Raw genomic sequence first — 16,146 nt, 5'->3', positions numbered from 1 at the left:
GATCGCGCTGCTGCTGGCGCGCCTGCGGGCGCTTTTACGTCACTTCTGGCCCCCGCACGAACCGCTACAGCGGCTCAGTGCCGACCTCGCGCGCTTACTTGAGCAAATCGCACCGCATCGCTCCAACAGCGCTGCCGCCTAAAAAACAAACCCCACGTTCCGAAAAACATGGGGTTCGTCAGCAGTCTGACGCGCGGCTTCTGCCGCGCGTTTTTCGTTGGGGGGCCTCAACCGCGATGATGGTCGTTGCCGCCGCCATGCTGCGGTTGCTGTGCCTGTTGCGGCTGCTGATGCGGTTCCTGGTGTGGGTCCTGATGTGGCTGCGGCGGAGCCTGACGCACTTCCTGATGCATCGGCTGGCGCGGCGGCTCCTGATGGACCTGCGGCCGCTGCGCTTCCTGCGGCGCGCGTGGCTGCTGCATCTCGTGACGCGGCTGCGGCGCGGGCATGGGCGCGCGCGGCTGCTCGATGCGCGCCTGATGGACGGGCTCCGGCTGATGCTGCGGCGGCGCATGCTGCGCGACCGCGGGTTGCATCGACATCGGCGGGTTGGGTGCGCCGTGCTCGACGTGGGGCGCTTGGGCCTGCATCGGCCTGTTCGGCGCGCCGCGTCCGACATGCGGAGCATGACCGGGATGCGGCTGCTGCATCGGCGCCTGCGCCTGTTGCGGCGGCCTGCCCGACTGCATGGCCTGCGCCGGCACGCGCGGCTCGTTCGCGGCAGGCCGTCCGTGCGGCGAAGCCTCGCCGTGCGCGAAGCGAGGATCGCCGCCGAACTGCGCCTGCTGCGGCGGGCGCGGGACGCCGTTGCCGTGCGGCTGCATCGGTTGCGCGCCGCCTTGCATCGCGGCGAAGCCCGGCCGCGGGGAACCGCCGGGCGAGGGCGACGACGGCGCACCCTGCGGCATCGGCGCATGCGGCGCATGCGGCGCATTCGCGGCGCCGCCGGCGATCACGGCGCGCGCCGGACCATGCGTCGCGACGAGATGCACGTTCTGTGACCGGGGGGCGGGGCCGTAACCGTCATGTGCCTGGACGTATCGATCATGAAAAGCCGGCGGCGCGACGGGCGCGCGCGTCGCGACCACGGGACGCGCGTATCCGCCCTGCGGCGGCCGGTAGTCCGCACGCCGCGCGCCCGGCGCGAGGCTGTCGCGCGTCGGCGCGATGCCCGGCGCGCCGGCGAAGAATCGCGGGTTGCGCCAGCGCGCCGGATCGACGGCATACGGCTGGTGTCCGACCGGCTGACCGCGCACGAACATGTTCGCGGGCGCGGCGGTGAGCGCGCGCGGCGCGCGATAGTTGACGTATGTGTTGTGCTCCGAGCGGTCCACGTAGACATTGCGGTTCACGCGCTCGTAATAGCGCGGGCTCCATCCGTCGCGATGCGGATGCCATGCCTCGCCCGGCCCGAGCGGGAACCACGCGAGCCCCGCCGCCGCGACGCCGCCGACCGTCAGCGCGACGTTCCAGTCGACGCCGCTGTCGCCGTTGCCGACGAAGGCGACGAGCGCGGGCGCATACGCTGGCGGCGCGCTGACGGCCGTCGGACCGGGCACCCACGCCCACTGCGAGCCGATGTACGCCCAGCGGCCATAGTGATACGGCGCGAAGCCCCAGGGTGCGTCGTCGACCCAGGTCCAGCCCCACGGGTCCTGCCAGGCCCAATGCCCCTCACGATACGGCGCCCAGTCGGCGGATACGGAATTCGGCACCCAGACCGGTCCATACGAGGGATCGCTGCGCCACGTGCCGTTGGCGTCGAGGTCCTGATAGCCAGGGATGTCGCGCGACACATAGCGCGCCGAGATCGAGCGATCCTCGGCCGCGTCGCGGCTCGCGGCCCACTGATCGAACGCATCCGGCCCGGGCGCGGCGTTCGCCGACGCCTGCTGAAGATTCGTGCCCTCGAACGTGACCTGCTGGCCGCCCGCGAGCTGCACCGCGCCGCCGTCGCCGTAGGCGGTGACGCCGCCGCTTCGCACCGTCACCGTGGTCGCGCGGCCATCGGGCGCGACGTCCACGCGCATGTCGCCCGGCGTGGTGATCGCGAGCGCCGCATTGGGCGTGTCGATCTCGTAGCTCGTGCCGGGCGGCAGCTCGCGCACGTGCGTCGAAAGCGTGCCTTGCGCGACTTTGAGCTGCGCGGCGTTGTCGTCGAGGGCGAGGACGGAGAGCGCCGTCGACGAGCCGAGCCGCACCGCCGTCGAGCCGATATGTAGCTCGGAGCGCGCGTTCTGGTCGTTCCAGAGTTGGTCGCCGGTCGTGAGCGGCCGGTTGATCTGCGCATACGACCAGTCCGATGCCCCCGCGGGCTCGGTCGTGACGGTGCCCGCCATGTAGTTCAGCCGCGCGATTCGACCGGGCGGATCGTTCTGGCTCGACTGCGCCGCCGCGGCGGGCGATGTCTGCGCGAACGCGCCCGGCCCCGATATCGAAAAAAGCGCGCACGCGCACAGCGTGGCGGCGGCGATGGTCCTGATTTTCATCATATTCTCCGGTGGCCGCGCCGTGCGCCATCGTGGACGCCGTCGATTCGCGCAGCCTGCCGGATCAATGTATCCCCCGCGCTTGTATCCGTACGATGCCGTTTGTAACCGCGCGCAGGCGCGCGTAACAAAGCTTTATCGGGCCGACAGGAAGCTTTCGAAATGCCGATGCCCCGCGGGCGTCACGCGCAGCACGCGGCGCTTCGGCGTCTGCTCGATCCAGCCGCGCGACTCGCACGCGTCCAGAAACGCCGCGCCGAGTGCGCCGCCCAGGTGCGGCCGCCGCTCGCTCCAGTCGATGCAGGTACACGCGAACCGACGCCGCCGCGCGCGCTGCGCCTTCAGATCGATGCCGAGCTCGGCGAACGCTCGCGCGCCTTCCGGCGTCGCCTCGAGCGCCGCGGGGCCGTGGGCTTGCACGTGATCGTCGGCGGCGGCGAGCCAGTTGCTCTGGATCATCCGGTCGAAGATCTGGACGGCCAGTTCGCCCGCCAGATGGTCGTAGCAGGTGCGCGCGTAGCGCATCTCCACCGGCACGGCGGACGGCGGGCGTTCGGGCGCGCAGGCGGGTGCGCGTCGCGGCTCGCTCGCCCTCGCCAGATTGGCGAGCGCTTCGATGGCCGCGGCGATATCGGGCGTCGCGATACGGTAATAGCGGTGCCGTCCGCTCACTTCGAGCGCGAGCAGCCCGCCTTCGGTCAGGCGCGCGAGATGGCCGCTCGCCGTCGATGGCGACAGCCCCGCGATCATCGTCAGCTCGCCGGCGGGACGCGCGGTGCCGTCCATCAGCGACCAGAGCATCGCGGCGCGGCCCGGATCGGCGAGAAGCGCGCCGATGCGCGACAGTCCGGGGAAGTGGCGGGCGCGGGAATCGGCGTCGGCGAGTACGGAGTTCATGGCGGTGTCCGAATCAGGCGAAGTGGTCGACGCATCCACTCTAGCGCGTGTTCGCAATCGATGTTTCACTGCGCGCCGAAATGTCGATGCGCGAGGCCGGCGCTAGAATGGCTGGTGGCATTCCGAAGCCGCAGGAGAAATTCGCATGTCCAGACTAATTCTCGCGAGCGCCGCCGTGGCATTGGGCGCGCTATTGCTGTGCGCGGGCTGCGCGGGCGCGCCGTCGTCATCGGCGGGCGGCGGCAGCATCACGATGTACGGCACCATCGATCAAGGCATCACGGTCCGCAACTAAGCCCGTTTTCGCTTCGTATAATCGGCGTCACACGCCTCGAACGATGACGCCCCCATGAATACGCCCACCTCATCCCCCATTCCAGCGGTTCCGAAAAGCCGCGCCGAAACCACCTTCCGCTTTCTTGCCGAGCCGACTTCGGTGAACTTCGGCGGCAAGGTGCACGGCGGCGCGCTGATGAAATGGATCGACGAAACCGCCTACGCCTGCGCGGCGATGTGGTCCGGCCGCTATGCGGTCACGGTGAGCGTCGGCAATATCCGCTTCCGGCGGCCGATTCTCGTCGGCAATCTGGTGGAGTTGCGCGCCCGCGTGGTCACGACAGGGCGCACCAGCATGCATATCCACATCTCCGTGCACGCGGGCGATCCCAAGGTCGGCGAGTTGCAGCAGACGACCGATTGCCTGATGGTCTTCGTCGCCGTCGATGAAAAAGGCCAGCCGACGCCCGTGCCGTCCTTCGTGCCGGAAACGGAAGAGGAGAAGCGCCTCGCGAAATACGCGGTGGACGTGAAGGACGCGCTCGACGCCATCGTCGAGCTGAAGCCGGAAGAGGTCGCGGCGGGCAAGGTCTGATCCCGCCGCTTTCCTCGGGGAAGAACGCGCTTACTTCTTGCCGACCATGTCGGCCGGCTTGACCCACTCGTCGAACTGCTGCTCGGTCACGTGACCGAGCGCGAGCGCGGCGGCCTTGAGCGTCGTGCCTTCCTTGTGCGCCTTCTTGGCGATCTGCGCGGCCTTGTCGTAGCCGATGTGCGGATTGAGCGCCGTTACGAGCATCAGCGATTCGTTGAGCAGGCTGTCGATGCGCTTCTCGTTCGGCTCGATGCCCACCGCGCAGTTGTCGTTGAAGCTCTGCGCGCCGTCCGCGAGCAGGCGGATCGATTGCAGCACGTTATGCGCGATCATCGGCCGGAACACGTTCAGCTCGAAGTTGCCGCTCGCGCCGCCGAAATTCACCGCGACGTCGTTGCCGAACACCTGGCAGCAGAGCATCGTCACGGCTTCGGATTGCGTCGGGTTCACCTTGCCCGGCATGATCGAGCTCCCCGGCTCGTTTTCCGGAATCGACAGTTCGCCGAGCCCGCAACGCGGCCCGCTCGCGAGCCAGCGGATGTCGTTGGCGATCTTCATCATGCTCGCGGCCACGGTCTTGAGCGCGCCGTGCGCGGCGACGAGCGCATCGGCGGCGGCCATCACCTCGAACTTGTTCGGCGCGGTCTCGAAGGGCAGGCCGGTGAGCTTGCCGATCGCTTGCGCGACCTTCGCCGCGAATTCCGGATGCGCGTTGAGTCCCGTGCCGACCGCCGTGCCGCCTTGAGCCAGTTGATACAGATGCGGCAGCGACGCCTCGACGTGGCGAATGCCCTGATCGAGCTGCGCGACATAGCCCGAGAACTCCTGGCCGAGCGTGAGCGGCGTCGCGTCCTGCAGGTGAGTCCGGCCGATCTTCACGATCTTGTCGAACGCTTTCGCCTTCCTGTCGAGCGTATCGCGCAGCGTCCTGAGCGACGGAATCAGATGCTTGACGATCGCATACGCCACCGCGACGTGCATCGCCGTCGGGAACACGTCGTTCGACGACTGGCCGCGGTTCACGTCGTCGTTCGGATGCACGAGGCGCTCCTCGCCGCGCGGGCCGCCCAGGATCTCGCTCGCGCGATTGGCGATCACCTCGTTGAGGTTCATGTTGGTCTGCGTGCCCGAGCCGGTCTGCCATACGGCGAGCGGGAATTCATCGGGATGCTTGCCGTCGATGATTTCCTCCGCCGCCTGCATGATCGCCTTGGCCTTCTTCGAGTCGAGCACCTTCAGCCCTTCGTTCACCTCGGCGGCCGCATGCTTGATGACCGCGAGCGCCGTGATGAGCTCGGGCGACTGCTTTTCCGTCGAAATCCTGAAGTTCTGCAGCGAGCGCTGCGTCTGCGCGCCCCAAAGCTTGTCGTTCGGCACGGCAATCTCGCCGAACGTGTCTTTCTCCATCCGTACGTCGCCTTTCGCGTCGTGTGTCATGGCGTAAAGCTCCTCGCGAAGTGTGTGCTTCAGGTGATGTCAGAGTTGCTTGTCGACGGGCAGCAGCATGAAGAGGCCCGTCATCGCGTTGCGATAAAAACCTGCCTCGGGATCGAAATTGTAGGTGACGAGCTGGCCGTCTTCCTCGGTGGTCCAGACGAGCCCCGATTGCGGCGCTCCCGTGCGCCGAAGCTCCTCGGTGACCGCCGCGCTCGCCAGCTCGACTCGCCAGCTGGTTTTCGGCGAGACGCCGTGCTCGAACAGCTGGGCGGCTTCGTCGGCGATGGCCTTGTCGTGAATCACGAGCGCGAGCTCGGTGTTGAGCTTCGCCGAGCGCGGGTCGAGATTCATCGAGCCGATCACGAGAATACTCCGATCGATCACATAGGCCTTCGCATGCAGGCTCGCGCGCGATCGCGAGCCGAACAGGCCCACGCGCGGGCTGCCTTCGCCTTCGGCCTGAATCGGCTTGAATTCGTACAGCTCGACGCCGTTTCGCAGCAGCGGTATGCGGTACGGCGCGTAGCCGGCCTGCACGGCGACGGCGTCGGTCGCGGCGAGCGAGTTGGTCAGCACCGCGACGCGCACGCGGCGCTTCGTCAATGCGGCGAGCGCCTTCACGCCCGCGTCGTGCGGCACGAAGTAGGGCGAAAGGATCAGGAACTCGCTCTGCGCGTCCTTCAGCAGATCGACGAGACGCGTCATCGGCGGGCTCTTGTAGTCGTCGCTCGGATGTTCGATCTTCGACGGCGAATCCACCCAGAACTCGGTCGGCGCCCAGACGAGGCCCATTTCCTCGCGCGAGATCTGCTGCGCGAGCGGCGTCGCGTTGAGCGGTTTCGCGTTCAGCGGATCAGCCTGCGCGCGCCAGTGGGCGCGCAGATCGTCGCGGGTCTTGTCGAGCTCGGACGGGTCGAACTTCTGCTTGTTCAGCGCGCGCAGCGGGTAGGAGAGCGAGCTGTTCCAGTAGTCGTCGAAGCTCGCGGAAATCTGCTGCGTTACCGGGCCGGCGGCGAACACGTCGAGATCGCGGAACTGCAGCGTCGGGCTCGCGCTGAAGTATTCGTCGCCGAGATTGCGGCCGCCGACGATCGCGATCTGGTTGTCCGCGATCATCGCCTTGTTGTGCATGCGGCGCGTGAAGTGGCCGAGGTTCGTGAAGAAGTTCTGCGTGCGCTCGGAGAAGCTGCTCTGCGCGCTGCCGAACGGGTTGAACACGCGAATCTCGATCTTGTCGTGCGTGTTGAGCGCCGCCATGATCCGGTCGATGTCCTTGAAGTTCAGATCGTCGACCAGCATGCGCACCCGCACGCCGCGATCCGCCGCGTAGAGCGCCGCGCCGAGCAGCAGCTTGCCGGTGTTGTCCTCTTCGGCGATGTAGTACTGCATGTCGAGCGTCTTCGTCGCCGCGCGCGCGAGCGCGATGCGGGCTTGGAGCGCGTCGGTGCCGGTCGGCAGGAGACGCACCGCGGACCGGTCCGGATGTTTCTTCTCCAGCGGCGCGAGCGCGTTCGCGAGCGGCGTCGATTCGCTTGCCGGCAGCGCGTGGCTCACCGGGCGATCGAATGCCGTCGCGGGCGGGCGCGTCGCGCAGGCGGCGACGAGCGCCGCCGTCAGGAGCACCGCGGCGATATCGCGGGCGCGGCGCGCGGCGGCACTGAATCCTGGTTTCGGCGCGCGCGGATCGATGTCTCCATGATTTCCGTCACGCCATGCGGCTTTCGACTTCCCCCGGCTTTCCGACACTTCGATTCCTCGTTCTAGTTGTCCCGACCTGCCACATCCCGACCCATTGAGCGAACGGCACGACGAAGCAAGGAGCGTTCTCGCTGCGCGCGCCTCGAAAATATTTTATGGGAAATCGGGAAACGGCCGGGCATGCGCCCTGAAAGGAGGCGAATGACGAATCGAATGGACGAAAAAAAGCCCGCTGGCTGAAGCGGGCTGACAACCCCTGTCACAGATGTCTCAAGGAGGAGACGGACTCATCGTAGCAATGCGCGCCGGGCGGACCAACCAAGGATTCGTGCTTTGCATATCGGCGCGCGATTCTCGTGCTTATCGCGATTTCGTCACGCTTTCTTCACGCATGGCGTGCGGCGCGGCGCTCGCCGCATCGGCGTCGTTCGGCGCGGGCGCGATGCCGGTCTCGATGAACTTCCTGCTGATGCGATGGAACCGCAGGGTCATCAGGGCGGCGACGCTCGCGAGGCCGGCGGCGAGCCCCCACCAAAGACCCTTCGCGCCCAGTTCGAAGTGAAATGCGAGCACGTAGCCGGTCGGAAAGCCGACGCCCCAGTAGCCGAACGCGGCGGCGAGCATCGGCACGCGCGTGTCCTTCAGGCCGCGCAGGCAGCCGGAGCCGACCGTCTGCATGCCGTCGACGATCTGGAACACCGCCGCGACGCCGAGCAGCGAGGCCGCGAGCGCGACGGTATGCGCGTTGGCGGGATCGTCGAGATGCAGATACAGGCCGACGATCGCGCGCGGCACGGTGATCAGCACGAGGCCCGAGCACATCATGAAGCCGACGCCCAGCGCCAGCGCGACGAAGCCGGCATGGCGCGCCGCGAGCGGCACGCCCGCGCCCACCCAGTAGCCGACGCGCACGTTGGCCGCCTGGCCGATCGCGAGCGGCACCATGAACGCGACGGACGCGACATTGAGCGCGATCTGGTGCGCGGCGAGCGGCGCCTCGCCGAGCAGGCCGACCATCATGCCGGTGGCGAGAAAGAGCGTCGATTCGACGCCGTAGGTGATCGCAACCGGCCAGCCGATGCCGAAGAGCTCGCCCATCAGCGGCAGGCGCGGGCGCGCGCGGACGACGAAATGCCTGTAGCGCGGCCGCAGATGCAGCACCGCGACGAGCGCGATCGCGATGCCCCAGACCGTGATCGCGGTGGCCGCCGCCGAGCCGAGAAAGCCTTCGCGCGGCAGGCCGTAGGCGCCGTGGATCAGCCCGTAGTTGAGAAAGCCGTTGACGAACACGCCGCCGATCGATATCCACAGGAGCCGGCGCGCCGCGCCGATCGCGGGCAGGAACGCGCGCATCATGCCGACGCCGATGAGGCTGCCGGGCGTGCCCCAGCGCAGCACCGCGCAGTATTCGCCGACGTTCTTCGCGAGCGTCGCGGGTTCGTGGAACGCGAGGAGGATCGGTTCGGCGTAGCTCAGGAGCGCGAAGGCGGGCACGGCGAGCAGCACGGAGAGCACGAGTCCCGTCCAGTAGATGCTCGGCACGCGATGGTCGGCGTTCGCGCCGCGCGCGTGCGCGACCGACACCGAGACCGACGTGAGCACGCCCTGCAGGAGCGTCACCACGACGAAGAAGAGGTTCGCGCCCAGGCCGCCTGCGGCGAGCGCGTCGGGGCCGAGGGAGCCGAGCAGGATGGTGTCGGTGACGCCCATCGCCATCTGCGAGAGCTGCGCGATGGCGAGCGGCGCGGCGAGGCGCGCCGTGTCCACGGCGTGACGCGAGAGGCTCGGCGGTCCTTGATGCGCGCGTGTGGCGCGCGTGTATTGGGGTTGCATGGTTGAAAGCGAATTAAACGGATCGAGCGCGGCGGCCGTGGGCGACCGCGGCCTGACGACGGCGATGCGCGGGCACAGAGACCATTACCGCTCCGATTCCGCGCAAGTACCCGGCGCTGAAACCAGAACGAAAGACGACTAGCTTATTGCGTCGCGTGCAATATGTCGATGACGCGGGCGCTCATGCCCGGGTTTTCTCGATCGCCCGGCGCCTGGGCGCGAGGCATCGCGCAAGATACGGCGGCGCGCTATTCCGGCGCGCGCACGCGAATGGTCTGGCCGTCGAGCGCGACCGTCTGGCCCGCGCGGATCTTGCATGTCTTGCGCGTTTCCACTTTCCCGTCGACGGTGACATCGCCCATCGCGACGCGCGCTTTCGCCGAACCGCCGCTGTCCGCGAGGCCCATCAGCTTGAGCAGGTTGTGAAGTTCGACGTAGTCGCCCGTGAGGGTGAATTGAAGTGGCGGCATGACGGGCGCGGCGCAAAGCGGTGAATGAGGCGAGGAAGGGCTCAATGATAAACCACCGCTGGCCGGGCGCCGGGCATGCCGCGTGCTGCCCGCATGACGGATGCCGGTAATCCGGTCGTCAGCGAACTGGTTGGCAAATGTAGCCAGATGAAACCGTCGGTAACAATGACTGGTTTTCGAGAACTCGCCCGATCGTAGTCCGGTCCGACCGTTTGATCGATGCAGCTTCGGTCATCTTTCCAATCGACAAAAGTCGCGCGGGGCGCTCGCTTCATCATCGCTTCAGCGCCCGCCGACGCCACACTAAAGAGAGGACTAGCTCATGACAAAGGCTCGAATTCTGCTGATCGGCCCCGCCATCGCCACGCTCGCCGCCTCGGGCGCCTACGCGCAAACCGCGCAGCCCGAGTCCGCCGCGCCGCAGCCAGTGCAGGCGGCGCCCGGCGCCGCGGCACCGGGACAGATGCCCGGCCAGATGAGCAATGCGATGCCCGCGCAGGCCCAGCAACCCGTGACGCCGCCGCCGCAGAATCTCGTCGCGCCGGCACCCACCGACCCGCTCGTCCAGCGCCGTAACGCGAACGCGCAGGCGAACGCTGAATATCGCGCTTCGAAGCAGGCATCGAAGGCCGAGTTGAAGGCGCAGAACCAGCAGGCCAAGGCGCAATACAAGGAAGAGGTGAAGAACGCCAAGATCAACCGCAAGGCGGACAAGGACGCCGCGAAGGCCGAGCTGAACGCGACGGAGCCGAGCTCGCCGAAGGACACGGGCCTGCAGCATTGAGCCCGATGGGCCGCGAGGCCGCTTGTGCCGGCCTCGCGGCGTCGAAGCAACAAGAGCAAAAGGGAGGACATCATGAACCGAAAAATCAACGCACTGCTGGCCGCGCTCGTCGCGGGGACGTTCGCGAGCGCGAGCACGGCATCGTTCGCACAGACGACGAGCGAGACGCCGATGACCCACGCCGACAAGAAGGCCGCGAAGAAGCAGGCCGAAGCCGACAAGGACGCCGCCGTCGCGCAGGCCAAGGCCGACAAGAAGAAGACGGAGTCGCAGTCCGAAGCCAATGAAGCCGCCGCCGACGCGAAGCTGAAGAACGCGAAAAAGGCGGAGTAACGCTTTTCCGACGCAAGACGAGCCCGGTTCCCCGCGAACCGGGCTCGGTGCATTCAGGGCCAAGCGGGGCAAAAAGGGGGCCAAAAGCGGGGCCGAAAGCCCGTCGAGCCAAGGACTTGCGCGCACGGGTTGTATGGATATACAGTGTGCGTCACCCTTTTCCGCCGCCTTTCTTCACGTGCTCACGCTTCCCGACACCGCCGACGCCGCTTCCGAAACCACCGCGAAACAGGTCGCCGACTATCTCGCGAAGCTCAACGAGGCGCAGCGTCAGGCGGTCGAATTCGGCGTCGACGAGCCCGGCCAGTGCGCCGGCCCGCTCCTCGTCATCGCTGGCGCGGGCTCGGGCAAGACCAATACGCTCGCGCATCGCGTCGCGCATCTGCTCGTCAAGGGCGCCGATCCGCATCGCATCCTGCTGCTCACGTTCTCGCGCCGCGCGGCGCTCGAAATGACGCGGCGCGTGTCGCGCATCGCGGCGAACGCGCTCGGCGCGAAGCGCGCCATCGCCCAGGGCCTGACATGGTCGGGCACGTTTCACAGCGTCGGCGCGCGGCTCCTGCGCGATTACGCCGATCTCGTCGGCCTCGCACCCTCGTTCACGATCAACGACCGCGAGGATTCGGCCGATCTCATGAACCTCGTGCGGCACGAGCTCGGGCTCTCATCGAAGGAAAAGCGCTTCCCGGCCAAGTCGACGTGCTTCGCGATCTACTCGCGCGTCGTGAACACGGGAGCGTCGCTCACCACCGTGCTCGATCAGTCGTTTCCGTGGTGCCGCGAGTGGGAGGCGGATCTGAAGCGCCTGTTCGCCGCCTACGTCAGCGCGAAACAGGCGCAAAGCGTGCTCGATTACGACGACCTGCTGCTCTACTGGTCGCATCTCGCGGCGGAGCCGTCGATCGCCGCGGATCTCGCGAGCCGCTTCGATCACGTGCTCGTCGACGAATATCAGGACACGAACCGCCTGCAGGCGTCCATCCTGCTCGCGATGAAGCCGGACGGCCGCGGCCTGACCGTCGTCGGCGACGACGCGCAGTCCATCTACTCGTTTCGCGGCGCGACGGTGCGCAACATCCTCGACTTTCCGGGGCATTTCGATCCGCCCGCCGCGACCGTCACGCTCGATCGCAACTATCGCTCGACAGAGCCGATTCTCGCGGCGTCGAACGCGGTGATCGGGCTCGCGTCCGAGCGCTACACCAAGAATCTCTGGACCGACAAGGCGTCGGCGCAGAAGCCGCGCGTCGTCACCGTGGCGGACGAGGCGGATCAGGCGCGCTATGTCGTCGAGAAGGTGCTGGAGGCGCGCGAGGCGGGCATGAAGCTCAAGGCGCAGGCGGTGCTGTTTCGCGCCGCGCATCACAGCGCAACGCTCGAAATCGAGCTCACGCGCCGGAACATTCCGTTCGTGAAGTTCGGCGGTCTCAAGTTTCTCGACTCCGTGCACGTCAAGGACGTCCTCGCGGTGCTGCGCTGGGCGGAGAATCCGCGCGACCGCGTCGCGGGTTTTCGTGTCGCGCAGTTGCTGCCGGGCATCGGCCCGGCGATCGCCGGGCGTCTGCTCGATAGCGTGGCGCAAGACACGGCGCCGAATGCGATCGCCAGCTTCCAGGCGCCCGCACGCGCGAGCGACGACTGGCCGCGCTTCGTCGGCCTGATGGCGAAGCTCTGCGGCCGCGAATCGGGCTGGCCCGCCGAGTTCGAGATGATCCGCCGCTGGTACGAGCCGCATCTGGAGCGCAATCACGAGGACGCGGCGATCCGCATCGGCGACGTGCTGCAGATGGAAAGCATCGCCGCGACGTATCCCACGCGCGAGCGCTTTCTCACCGAGCTCACGCTCGATCCGCCCGACGCGACGAGCGACGAATCGGGCGTGCCGCTCATCGACGAGGACTATCTGATTCTCTCGACCATCCACTCGGCGAAGGGCCAGGAATGGCGCAACGTGTTCGTGCTGAACGGCGTGGACGGCTGCATTCCGTCCGATCTCGGCACGGGCAGCGACGAGGAAATCGACGAGGAGCGGCGCCTGCTCTATGTCGCGATGACGCGCGCGAAGGAAGACCTCCACATCATCACGCCGCAGCGCTTCTACGTGCACAACCAGACGCATCTCGGCGACCGGCACGTGTGGGCGCAGCGCACGCGCTTCATCCCGCCGCATCTGATGCCGAGCTTCGAGGCGGCCGCGTGGCCGCCGGTGATCGCGCCCGCCGCGCCGACGGCGGCGGGGCTCGCGGCCGCCGCGAAGGCGAAGCTCGATATCGCGGCGCGCCTGAAGGGAATGTGGGAGTAGGGGAGTCCGCGTTCAGCGCGGCGCGCGCGCGGTGCGCGGCGTGCGCGTCGAGAAGATGCTGCGCAGCCAGGCGGCGAAGCGCGTGAAGCCGTCGTATGGCTCCTCGACGAACAGCTCCGGGCGCAGCGAGCGCAGATATTCCAGCACCTGCTGGGCTTCCTGCTTCTGGATCGAGCCATGGAAAATGCCGAGCCGCAGCAGGCAGCGCAATTCGCCGAGCTTCTCGCGCGCCGTCGATCCGACGCTCGTCTCCACCGCGATCTTCGTTTCATACACGCGCTGACGCAGCGAATCCGCGAGACGCCACGCGGGCGTCTGCATCTTCTCCTCGACTTCGCGGATGTCTACCGCGGCCGACTTGATCTGCGACGCGAGCATGTCCACTTGCGACACGTCGCCCTTTGCTTCGGTGACGATGGCCGTCGCCCATTCGCGCGACGCCTTGATGAGATCCTCGGCGGTCCAGTCGGCGCGGATCGCGAAGGCGAAGCCATGCTCGGCCGCCCGACGGATCAGGATTTCGACGACGTCCGGAAACTCCTTGTCGAGCGCCCGCTTGGCCCACGCGTACTGGCCGTGCGTGAGCATGCGCTGCACCGCCTGCTCGGTGAGCGGCGTGTTGTTGTCGAGCAGCTTCGCGCGCAGGAAGTCCTCGAACGACGGCGTGACGAATTGCGGATCCAGCTTCAGCGACAGACGGACGAACGCTTCGAAGTCGCGCTGCAGCGAAGCGATCGTCTCTTCGCGAAACGAAAGGGTGATTTGACGCATGTTGGTTCCCGGTTCCGCGCTCGGATGTTCCAAAGGCGGGAAATGCTCTCGGCGCCGCTTCTCAGACGGAGTCCATTCGTTTCTGATATCGGCGCGCCTTCCGGGAACTTGAGGCTTCTTCTAGGCTTTTTGAAAGCCGATCGGCAGTTGATCGGCAGTTGATCGGCAGTTGATCGGCAGTTGATTGGCAGTTGATCGGCAGTTGATTGGCAGTTGATTGGCGGAACAGGTCTAGCGCAGCACGGCGAACTGCCACACGAAGAAAACGGCGAGCGACACGGCAATCGTCACGAGCGGCCGTTTCGTGAGCACGCAAACGATGATCGCGACGATCGCCGCCACCAGTTGCGGGTTGCGCCAGGTGATCTCGGCGCCGTTACCGTGCGGCGAGACCGTCATCGGCACGATGATGGCGGTGAGCACCGTTATCGGCACGAAGGAAAGCGCCGTGCGCACGATCGGCGGAAAGGGCAGCCGCTCGCCCAGCACGAACACGGCGGCGCGGATCGCATACGTCACGGCCGCCATGCCGAGGATCAACAGCACATAGTTCGACGTCGCCGCGTTCATTGCGTGCGCTCCTTTGGATTCTTCAGGCGGTTCTGCTGCTGCGGCCGGTTTTCCACCAGCGTGAGGACCATGCCGACCACCACGCCCACGAACACGGCGGCGAGCAGTCCGAGCTTGTACGGCCAGCCCTGCCACGCGAACGACAGCACGCCGGAGGCGAGCGCCGCCGCGACGAAGCGCACGGCGACGAGCTGCGGCACGATGATCGCGATGAAGGTGGCGACCATCGCGAAGTCGAGCCCGAGCGATTTCAGGCCGGGAAACGCCGCGCCGAACAGCAGGCCGAGCAGCGTGCACAACTGCCAGTTCAGATACATCGAGACGCCCGAGCCGAAGAAGTAATGCGGGCCGATCTCGCCGGGCGCGCGCTTCTGATAGTGCGCGTAGGCGACGGCGAACACCTCGTCAGTCAGGACGCCCGCGAGCGCCCAGCGCCAGCGGCGCGGCAGATGCGCGACATAGGGCGCGAGCGTCGCCGAATAGAGAACGTGACGCAGATTGACGACGAGCGTCGTCGCCCATATGACGGCGAAGCTCGCGTGCGACCCAATCAGGCCGACCGCGATGAACTGCGCCGAGCCCGCGAATACGGCGAGCGACATCAACTGGCCGTGCCAGAGCGAAAGCGGACTTGCAGTGACGAGCGTGCCGAAGATCACGCCGAAGGGCGCGGCGCCGACCATCATCGGAATGGTGTCGCGGGCGCCGGCGGCGAATTCGCGCAGCGCGGCGCGGGACGGTTGAGCGGGTGTTGCTTTCAAGATTTCCTCCTATGGAAGCGAGGATACGCAAAACGCCGGTTCGAATGCTTGTACGTTCTTGCGCTTTCCCGGTGCGCGAGCGTCGTTCGGGACGCTCAGCGCCAGCGGCCGGGCGGCACGCCGAACGCGCGCTTGAAATGGCGCGTGAAATGGCTCTGGTCGGTGAAGCCGCTCGCCGCCGCGACATCGGTCACGGATGCGCCCGCGCGCAACGCGGGCAGCGCGCGCACGATGCGCATCTGGTTGCGCCACGCGTGCGGCGCGAGTCCGGTTTCGCGCGTGAAGAGCCGCGCGGCGTGAAAGGGCGAGAGGCCGACCGTCCGCGCGAGTTCGGCGAGCGTGACGGGTTCGAGCAGATCGTCGGCGAGGCGCGATTTCATCGTGGCGACGCGGTGCGCATCGACGGCGAGCGGCGCGATGCCGGGGCGCTCCAGCGCGTGCCGGCCGATGAGCGCCGTCACGGCATCGACGAGCGCCAGTTCCGCCGCGAGCGGATCGGCGCCGCCTTCCAGCAGGCGATGCGCGAGCACGAGCCGGCGCGCCAGATCGGGGTCGCGGATGATCTCGTCCGGAAACCATGGCGACGCCGCCGGCCGCCCGGCCATCTCGCGCGCGACGTTCTCGACGAAGGGCACCGGCAGATAGAACACGCGATAGCGCCAGCCCGCATCGACGGCCCGCGCGCCGGTGTGCACTTCGCCGGGATTGATTACCGGCACCGAGCCGGCCTCGGCCACATGGTGGCCGCCGCGATAGTCGAAGCACTCCGCGCCGGCCTCGATCACGGGCACCGTATAGGCGTCGTGCCAGTGCGGCGTGAACGCGTGGTCGTGGTACTCGGCGGTGACCATGTCCGCGTCCGGCACGAGCGGCGAGCGCCAGTAGCGTGCGGCATTGCGGAAATGGGCGGCGTTCATGGCGCGGGCCTGG

Annotated in this window: 15 protein-coding genes; 5 read left to right on the top strand and 10 right to left on the bottom strand. The window is 67.4% G+C overall.

The window, feature by feature from the left end; all coding sequences use genetic code 11:
- Positions 1-227: 227 nt before the first annotated feature.
- A complete protein-coding gene (locus AWB83_RS01970) occupies positions 228-2,489 on the bottom strand; it encodes a DUF6600 domain-containing protein (RefSeq protein WP_087042582.1) in 2,262 nt (753 codons plus the stop codon).
- 135 nt (positions 2,490-2,624) lie between these two features.
- Positions 2,625-3,386 carry an ArsR/SmtB family transcription factor gene (locus AWB83_RS01965; RefSeq protein ID WP_087042581.1) on the bottom strand — a complete coding sequence of 254 codons (762 nt, stop codon included), beginning with the start codon at positions 3,384-3,386 and terminating at the stop codon, positions 2,625-2,627.
- Positions 3,387-3,531: 145 nt separating this feature from the next.
- On the opposite strand from AWB83_RS01965, the gene AWB83_RS36655 reads away from it, so the two are divergent.
- Together AWB83_RS36655 and AWB83_RS01960 are read left to right on the top strand one after the other, a co-directional pair.
- Positions 3,532-3,681 carry a hypothetical protein gene (locus AWB83_RS36655; protein ID WP_167389045.1) on the top strand — a complete coding sequence of 50 codons (150 nt, stop codon included), beginning with the start codon at positions 3,532-3,534 and terminating at the stop codon, positions 3,679-3,681.
- A gap of 54 nt (positions 3,682-3,735) precedes the next feature.
- A complete protein-coding gene (locus tag AWB83_RS01960) occupies positions 3,736-4,257 on the top strand; it encodes an acyl-CoA thioesterase (protein WP_087042546.1) in 522 nt (173 codons plus the stop codon).
- A gap of 30 nt (positions 4,258-4,287) precedes the next feature.
- Here AWB83_RS01960 and fumC read toward each other — a convergent pair whose 3' ends face one another.
- From fumC to AWB83_RS01940, 4 genes are all read right to left on the bottom strand, one after another.
- Positions 4,288-5,694 (bottom strand): class II fumarate hydratase, encoded by a 1,407-nt coding sequence (gene fumC, locus AWB83_RS01955; RefSeq protein ID WP_087042545.1) that lies wholly within the window; start codon positions 5,692-5,694, stop codon positions 4,288-4,290.
- A 39-nt stretch (positions 5,695-5,733) separates the two neighbouring features.
- Entirely contained in the window at positions 5,734-7,326 is a 1,593-nt protein-coding gene (locus tag AWB83_RS01950; protein WP_244197531.1) for a phospholipase D family protein, read from the bottom strand.
- A gap of 426 nt (positions 7,327-7,752) precedes the next feature.
- The gene (locus AWB83_RS01945; RefSeq protein WP_087042544.1) at positions 7,753-9,225 is read right to left on the bottom strand and encodes an MATE family efflux transporter; all 1,473 of its coding nucleotides are present in this window, start codon (positions 9,223-9,225) and stop codon (positions 7,753-7,755) included.
- Positions 9,226-9,473: 248 nt separating this feature from the next.
- Positions 9,474-9,695 carry an RNA-binding S4 domain-containing protein gene (locus tag AWB83_RS01940; RefSeq protein WP_087042543.1) on the bottom strand — a complete coding sequence of 74 codons (222 nt, stop codon included), beginning with the start codon at positions 9,693-9,695 and terminating at the stop codon, positions 9,474-9,476.
- Positions 9,696-10,017: 322 nt separating this feature from the next.
- On the opposite strand from AWB83_RS01940, the gene AWB83_RS01935 reads away from it, so the two are divergent.
- The 3 genes from AWB83_RS01935 to AWB83_RS01925 all read left to right on the top strand — a co-directional run bounded on the left by AWB83_RS01935 (position 10,018) and on the right by AWB83_RS01925 (position 13,114).
- Complete coding sequence (locus AWB83_RS01935) at positions 10,018-10,479, top strand: hypothetical protein (protein ID WP_087042542.1); 462 nt, start codon at positions 10,018-10,020, stop codon at positions 10,477-10,479.
- 72 nt (positions 10,480-10,551) lie between these two features.
- Positions 10,552-10,812: a hypothetical protein gene (locus AWB83_RS01930; protein ID WP_087042541.1), complete on the top strand. Its 261-nt coding sequence runs from the start codon at positions 10,552-10,554 to the stop codon at positions 10,810-10,812.
- Between the two features lie 178 nt (positions 10,813-10,990).
- Positions 10,991-13,114, top strand: coding sequence for an ATP-dependent helicase (locus AWB83_RS01925; RefSeq protein ID WP_087042540.1), 2,124 nt, complete (start codon positions 10,991-10,993; stop codon positions 13,112-13,114).
- Between the two features lie 12 nt (positions 13,115-13,126).
- Here AWB83_RS01925 and AWB83_RS01920 read toward each other — a convergent pair whose 3' ends face one another.
- From AWB83_RS01920 to AWB83_RS01905, 4 genes are all read right to left on the bottom strand, one after another.
- Complete coding sequence (locus tag AWB83_RS01920) at positions 13,127-13,885, bottom strand: DUF4088 family protein (RefSeq protein WP_087042579.1); 759 nt, start codon at positions 13,883-13,885, stop codon at positions 13,127-13,129.
- 231 nt (positions 13,886-14,116) lie between these two features.
- A complete protein-coding gene (locus AWB83_RS01915) occupies positions 14,117-14,455 on the bottom strand; it encodes a branched-chain amino acid transport AzlD family protein (protein ID WP_087042539.1) in 339 nt (112 codons plus the stop codon).
- The gene (locus AWB83_RS01910) at positions 14,452-15,216 is read right to left on the bottom strand and encodes an AzlC family ABC transporter permease (RefSeq protein WP_374729037.1); all 765 of its coding nucleotides are present in this window, start codon (positions 15,214-15,216) and stop codon (positions 14,452-14,454) included. The genes AWB83_RS01915 and AWB83_RS01910 overlap by 4 nt, the downstream gene beginning before the upstream one ends.
- A 95-nt stretch (positions 15,217-15,311) precedes the next feature.
- Complete coding sequence (locus AWB83_RS01905) at positions 15,312-16,133, bottom strand: helix-turn-helix transcriptional regulator (protein ID WP_087042537.1); 822 nt, start codon at positions 16,131-16,133, stop codon at positions 15,312-15,314.
- Positions 16,134-16,146 lie beyond the last annotated feature (13 nt).

This window comes from Caballeronia ptereochthonis, from assembly GCF_001545075.1.
Lineage (GTDB): Bacteria > Pseudomonadota > Gammaproteobacteria > Burkholderiales > Burkholderiaceae > Caballeronia > Caballeronia ptereochthonis.
This window is presented reverse-complemented; position numbering and strand designations above follow the sequence as displayed.

Bases quoted from the DNA above. Each gene is read 5' to 3' on its own strand.
- AWB83_RS01940 (WP_087042543.1), bottom strand. From the start codon at position 9,695: ATGCCGCCACTTCAATTCACCCTCACGGGCGACTACGTCGAACTTCAC.
- AWB83_RS01915 (WP_087042539.1), bottom strand. From the start codon at position 14,455: ATGAACGCGGCGACGTCGAACTATGTGCTGTTGATCCTCGGCATGGCG.
- fumC (WP_087042545.1), bottom strand. From the start codon at position 5,694: ATGACACACGACGCGAAAGGCGACGTACGGATGGAGAAAGACACGTTC.
- AWB83_RS01960 (WP_087042546.1), top strand. From the start codon at position 3,736: ATGAATACGCCCACCTCATCCCCCATTCCAGCGGTTCCGAAAAGCCGC.
- AWB83_RS01970 (WP_087042582.1), bottom strand. From the start codon at position 2,489: ATGAAAATCAGGACCATCGCCGCCGCCACGCTGTGCGCGTGCGCGCTT.
- AWB83_RS01920 (WP_087042579.1), bottom strand. From the start codon at position 13,885: ATGCGTCAAATCACCCTTTCGTTTCGCGAAGAGACGATCGCTTCGCTG.
- AWB83_RS01935 (WP_087042542.1), top strand. From the start codon at position 10,018: ATGACAAAGGCTCGAATTCTGCTGATCGGCCCCGCCATCGCCACGCTC.
- AWB83_RS01945 (WP_087042544.1), bottom strand. From the start codon at position 9,225: ATGCAACCCCAATACACGCGCGCCACACGCGCGCATCAAGGACCGCCG.
- AWB83_RS36655 (WP_167389045.1), top strand. From the start codon at position 3,532: ATGTCCAGACTAATTCTCGCGAGCGCCGCCGTGGCATTGGGCGCGCTA.
- AWB83_RS01905 (WP_087042537.1), bottom strand. From the start codon at position 16,133: ATGAACGCCGCCCATTTCCGCAATGCCGCACGCTACTGGCGCTCGCCG.
- AWB83_RS01965 (WP_087042581.1), bottom strand. From the start codon at position 3,386: ATGAACTCCGTACTCGCCGACGCCGATTCCCGCGCCCGCCACTTCCCC.
- AWB83_RS01930 (WP_087042541.1), top strand. From the start codon at position 10,552: ATGAACCGAAAAATCAACGCACTGCTGGCCGCGCTCGTCGCGGGGACG.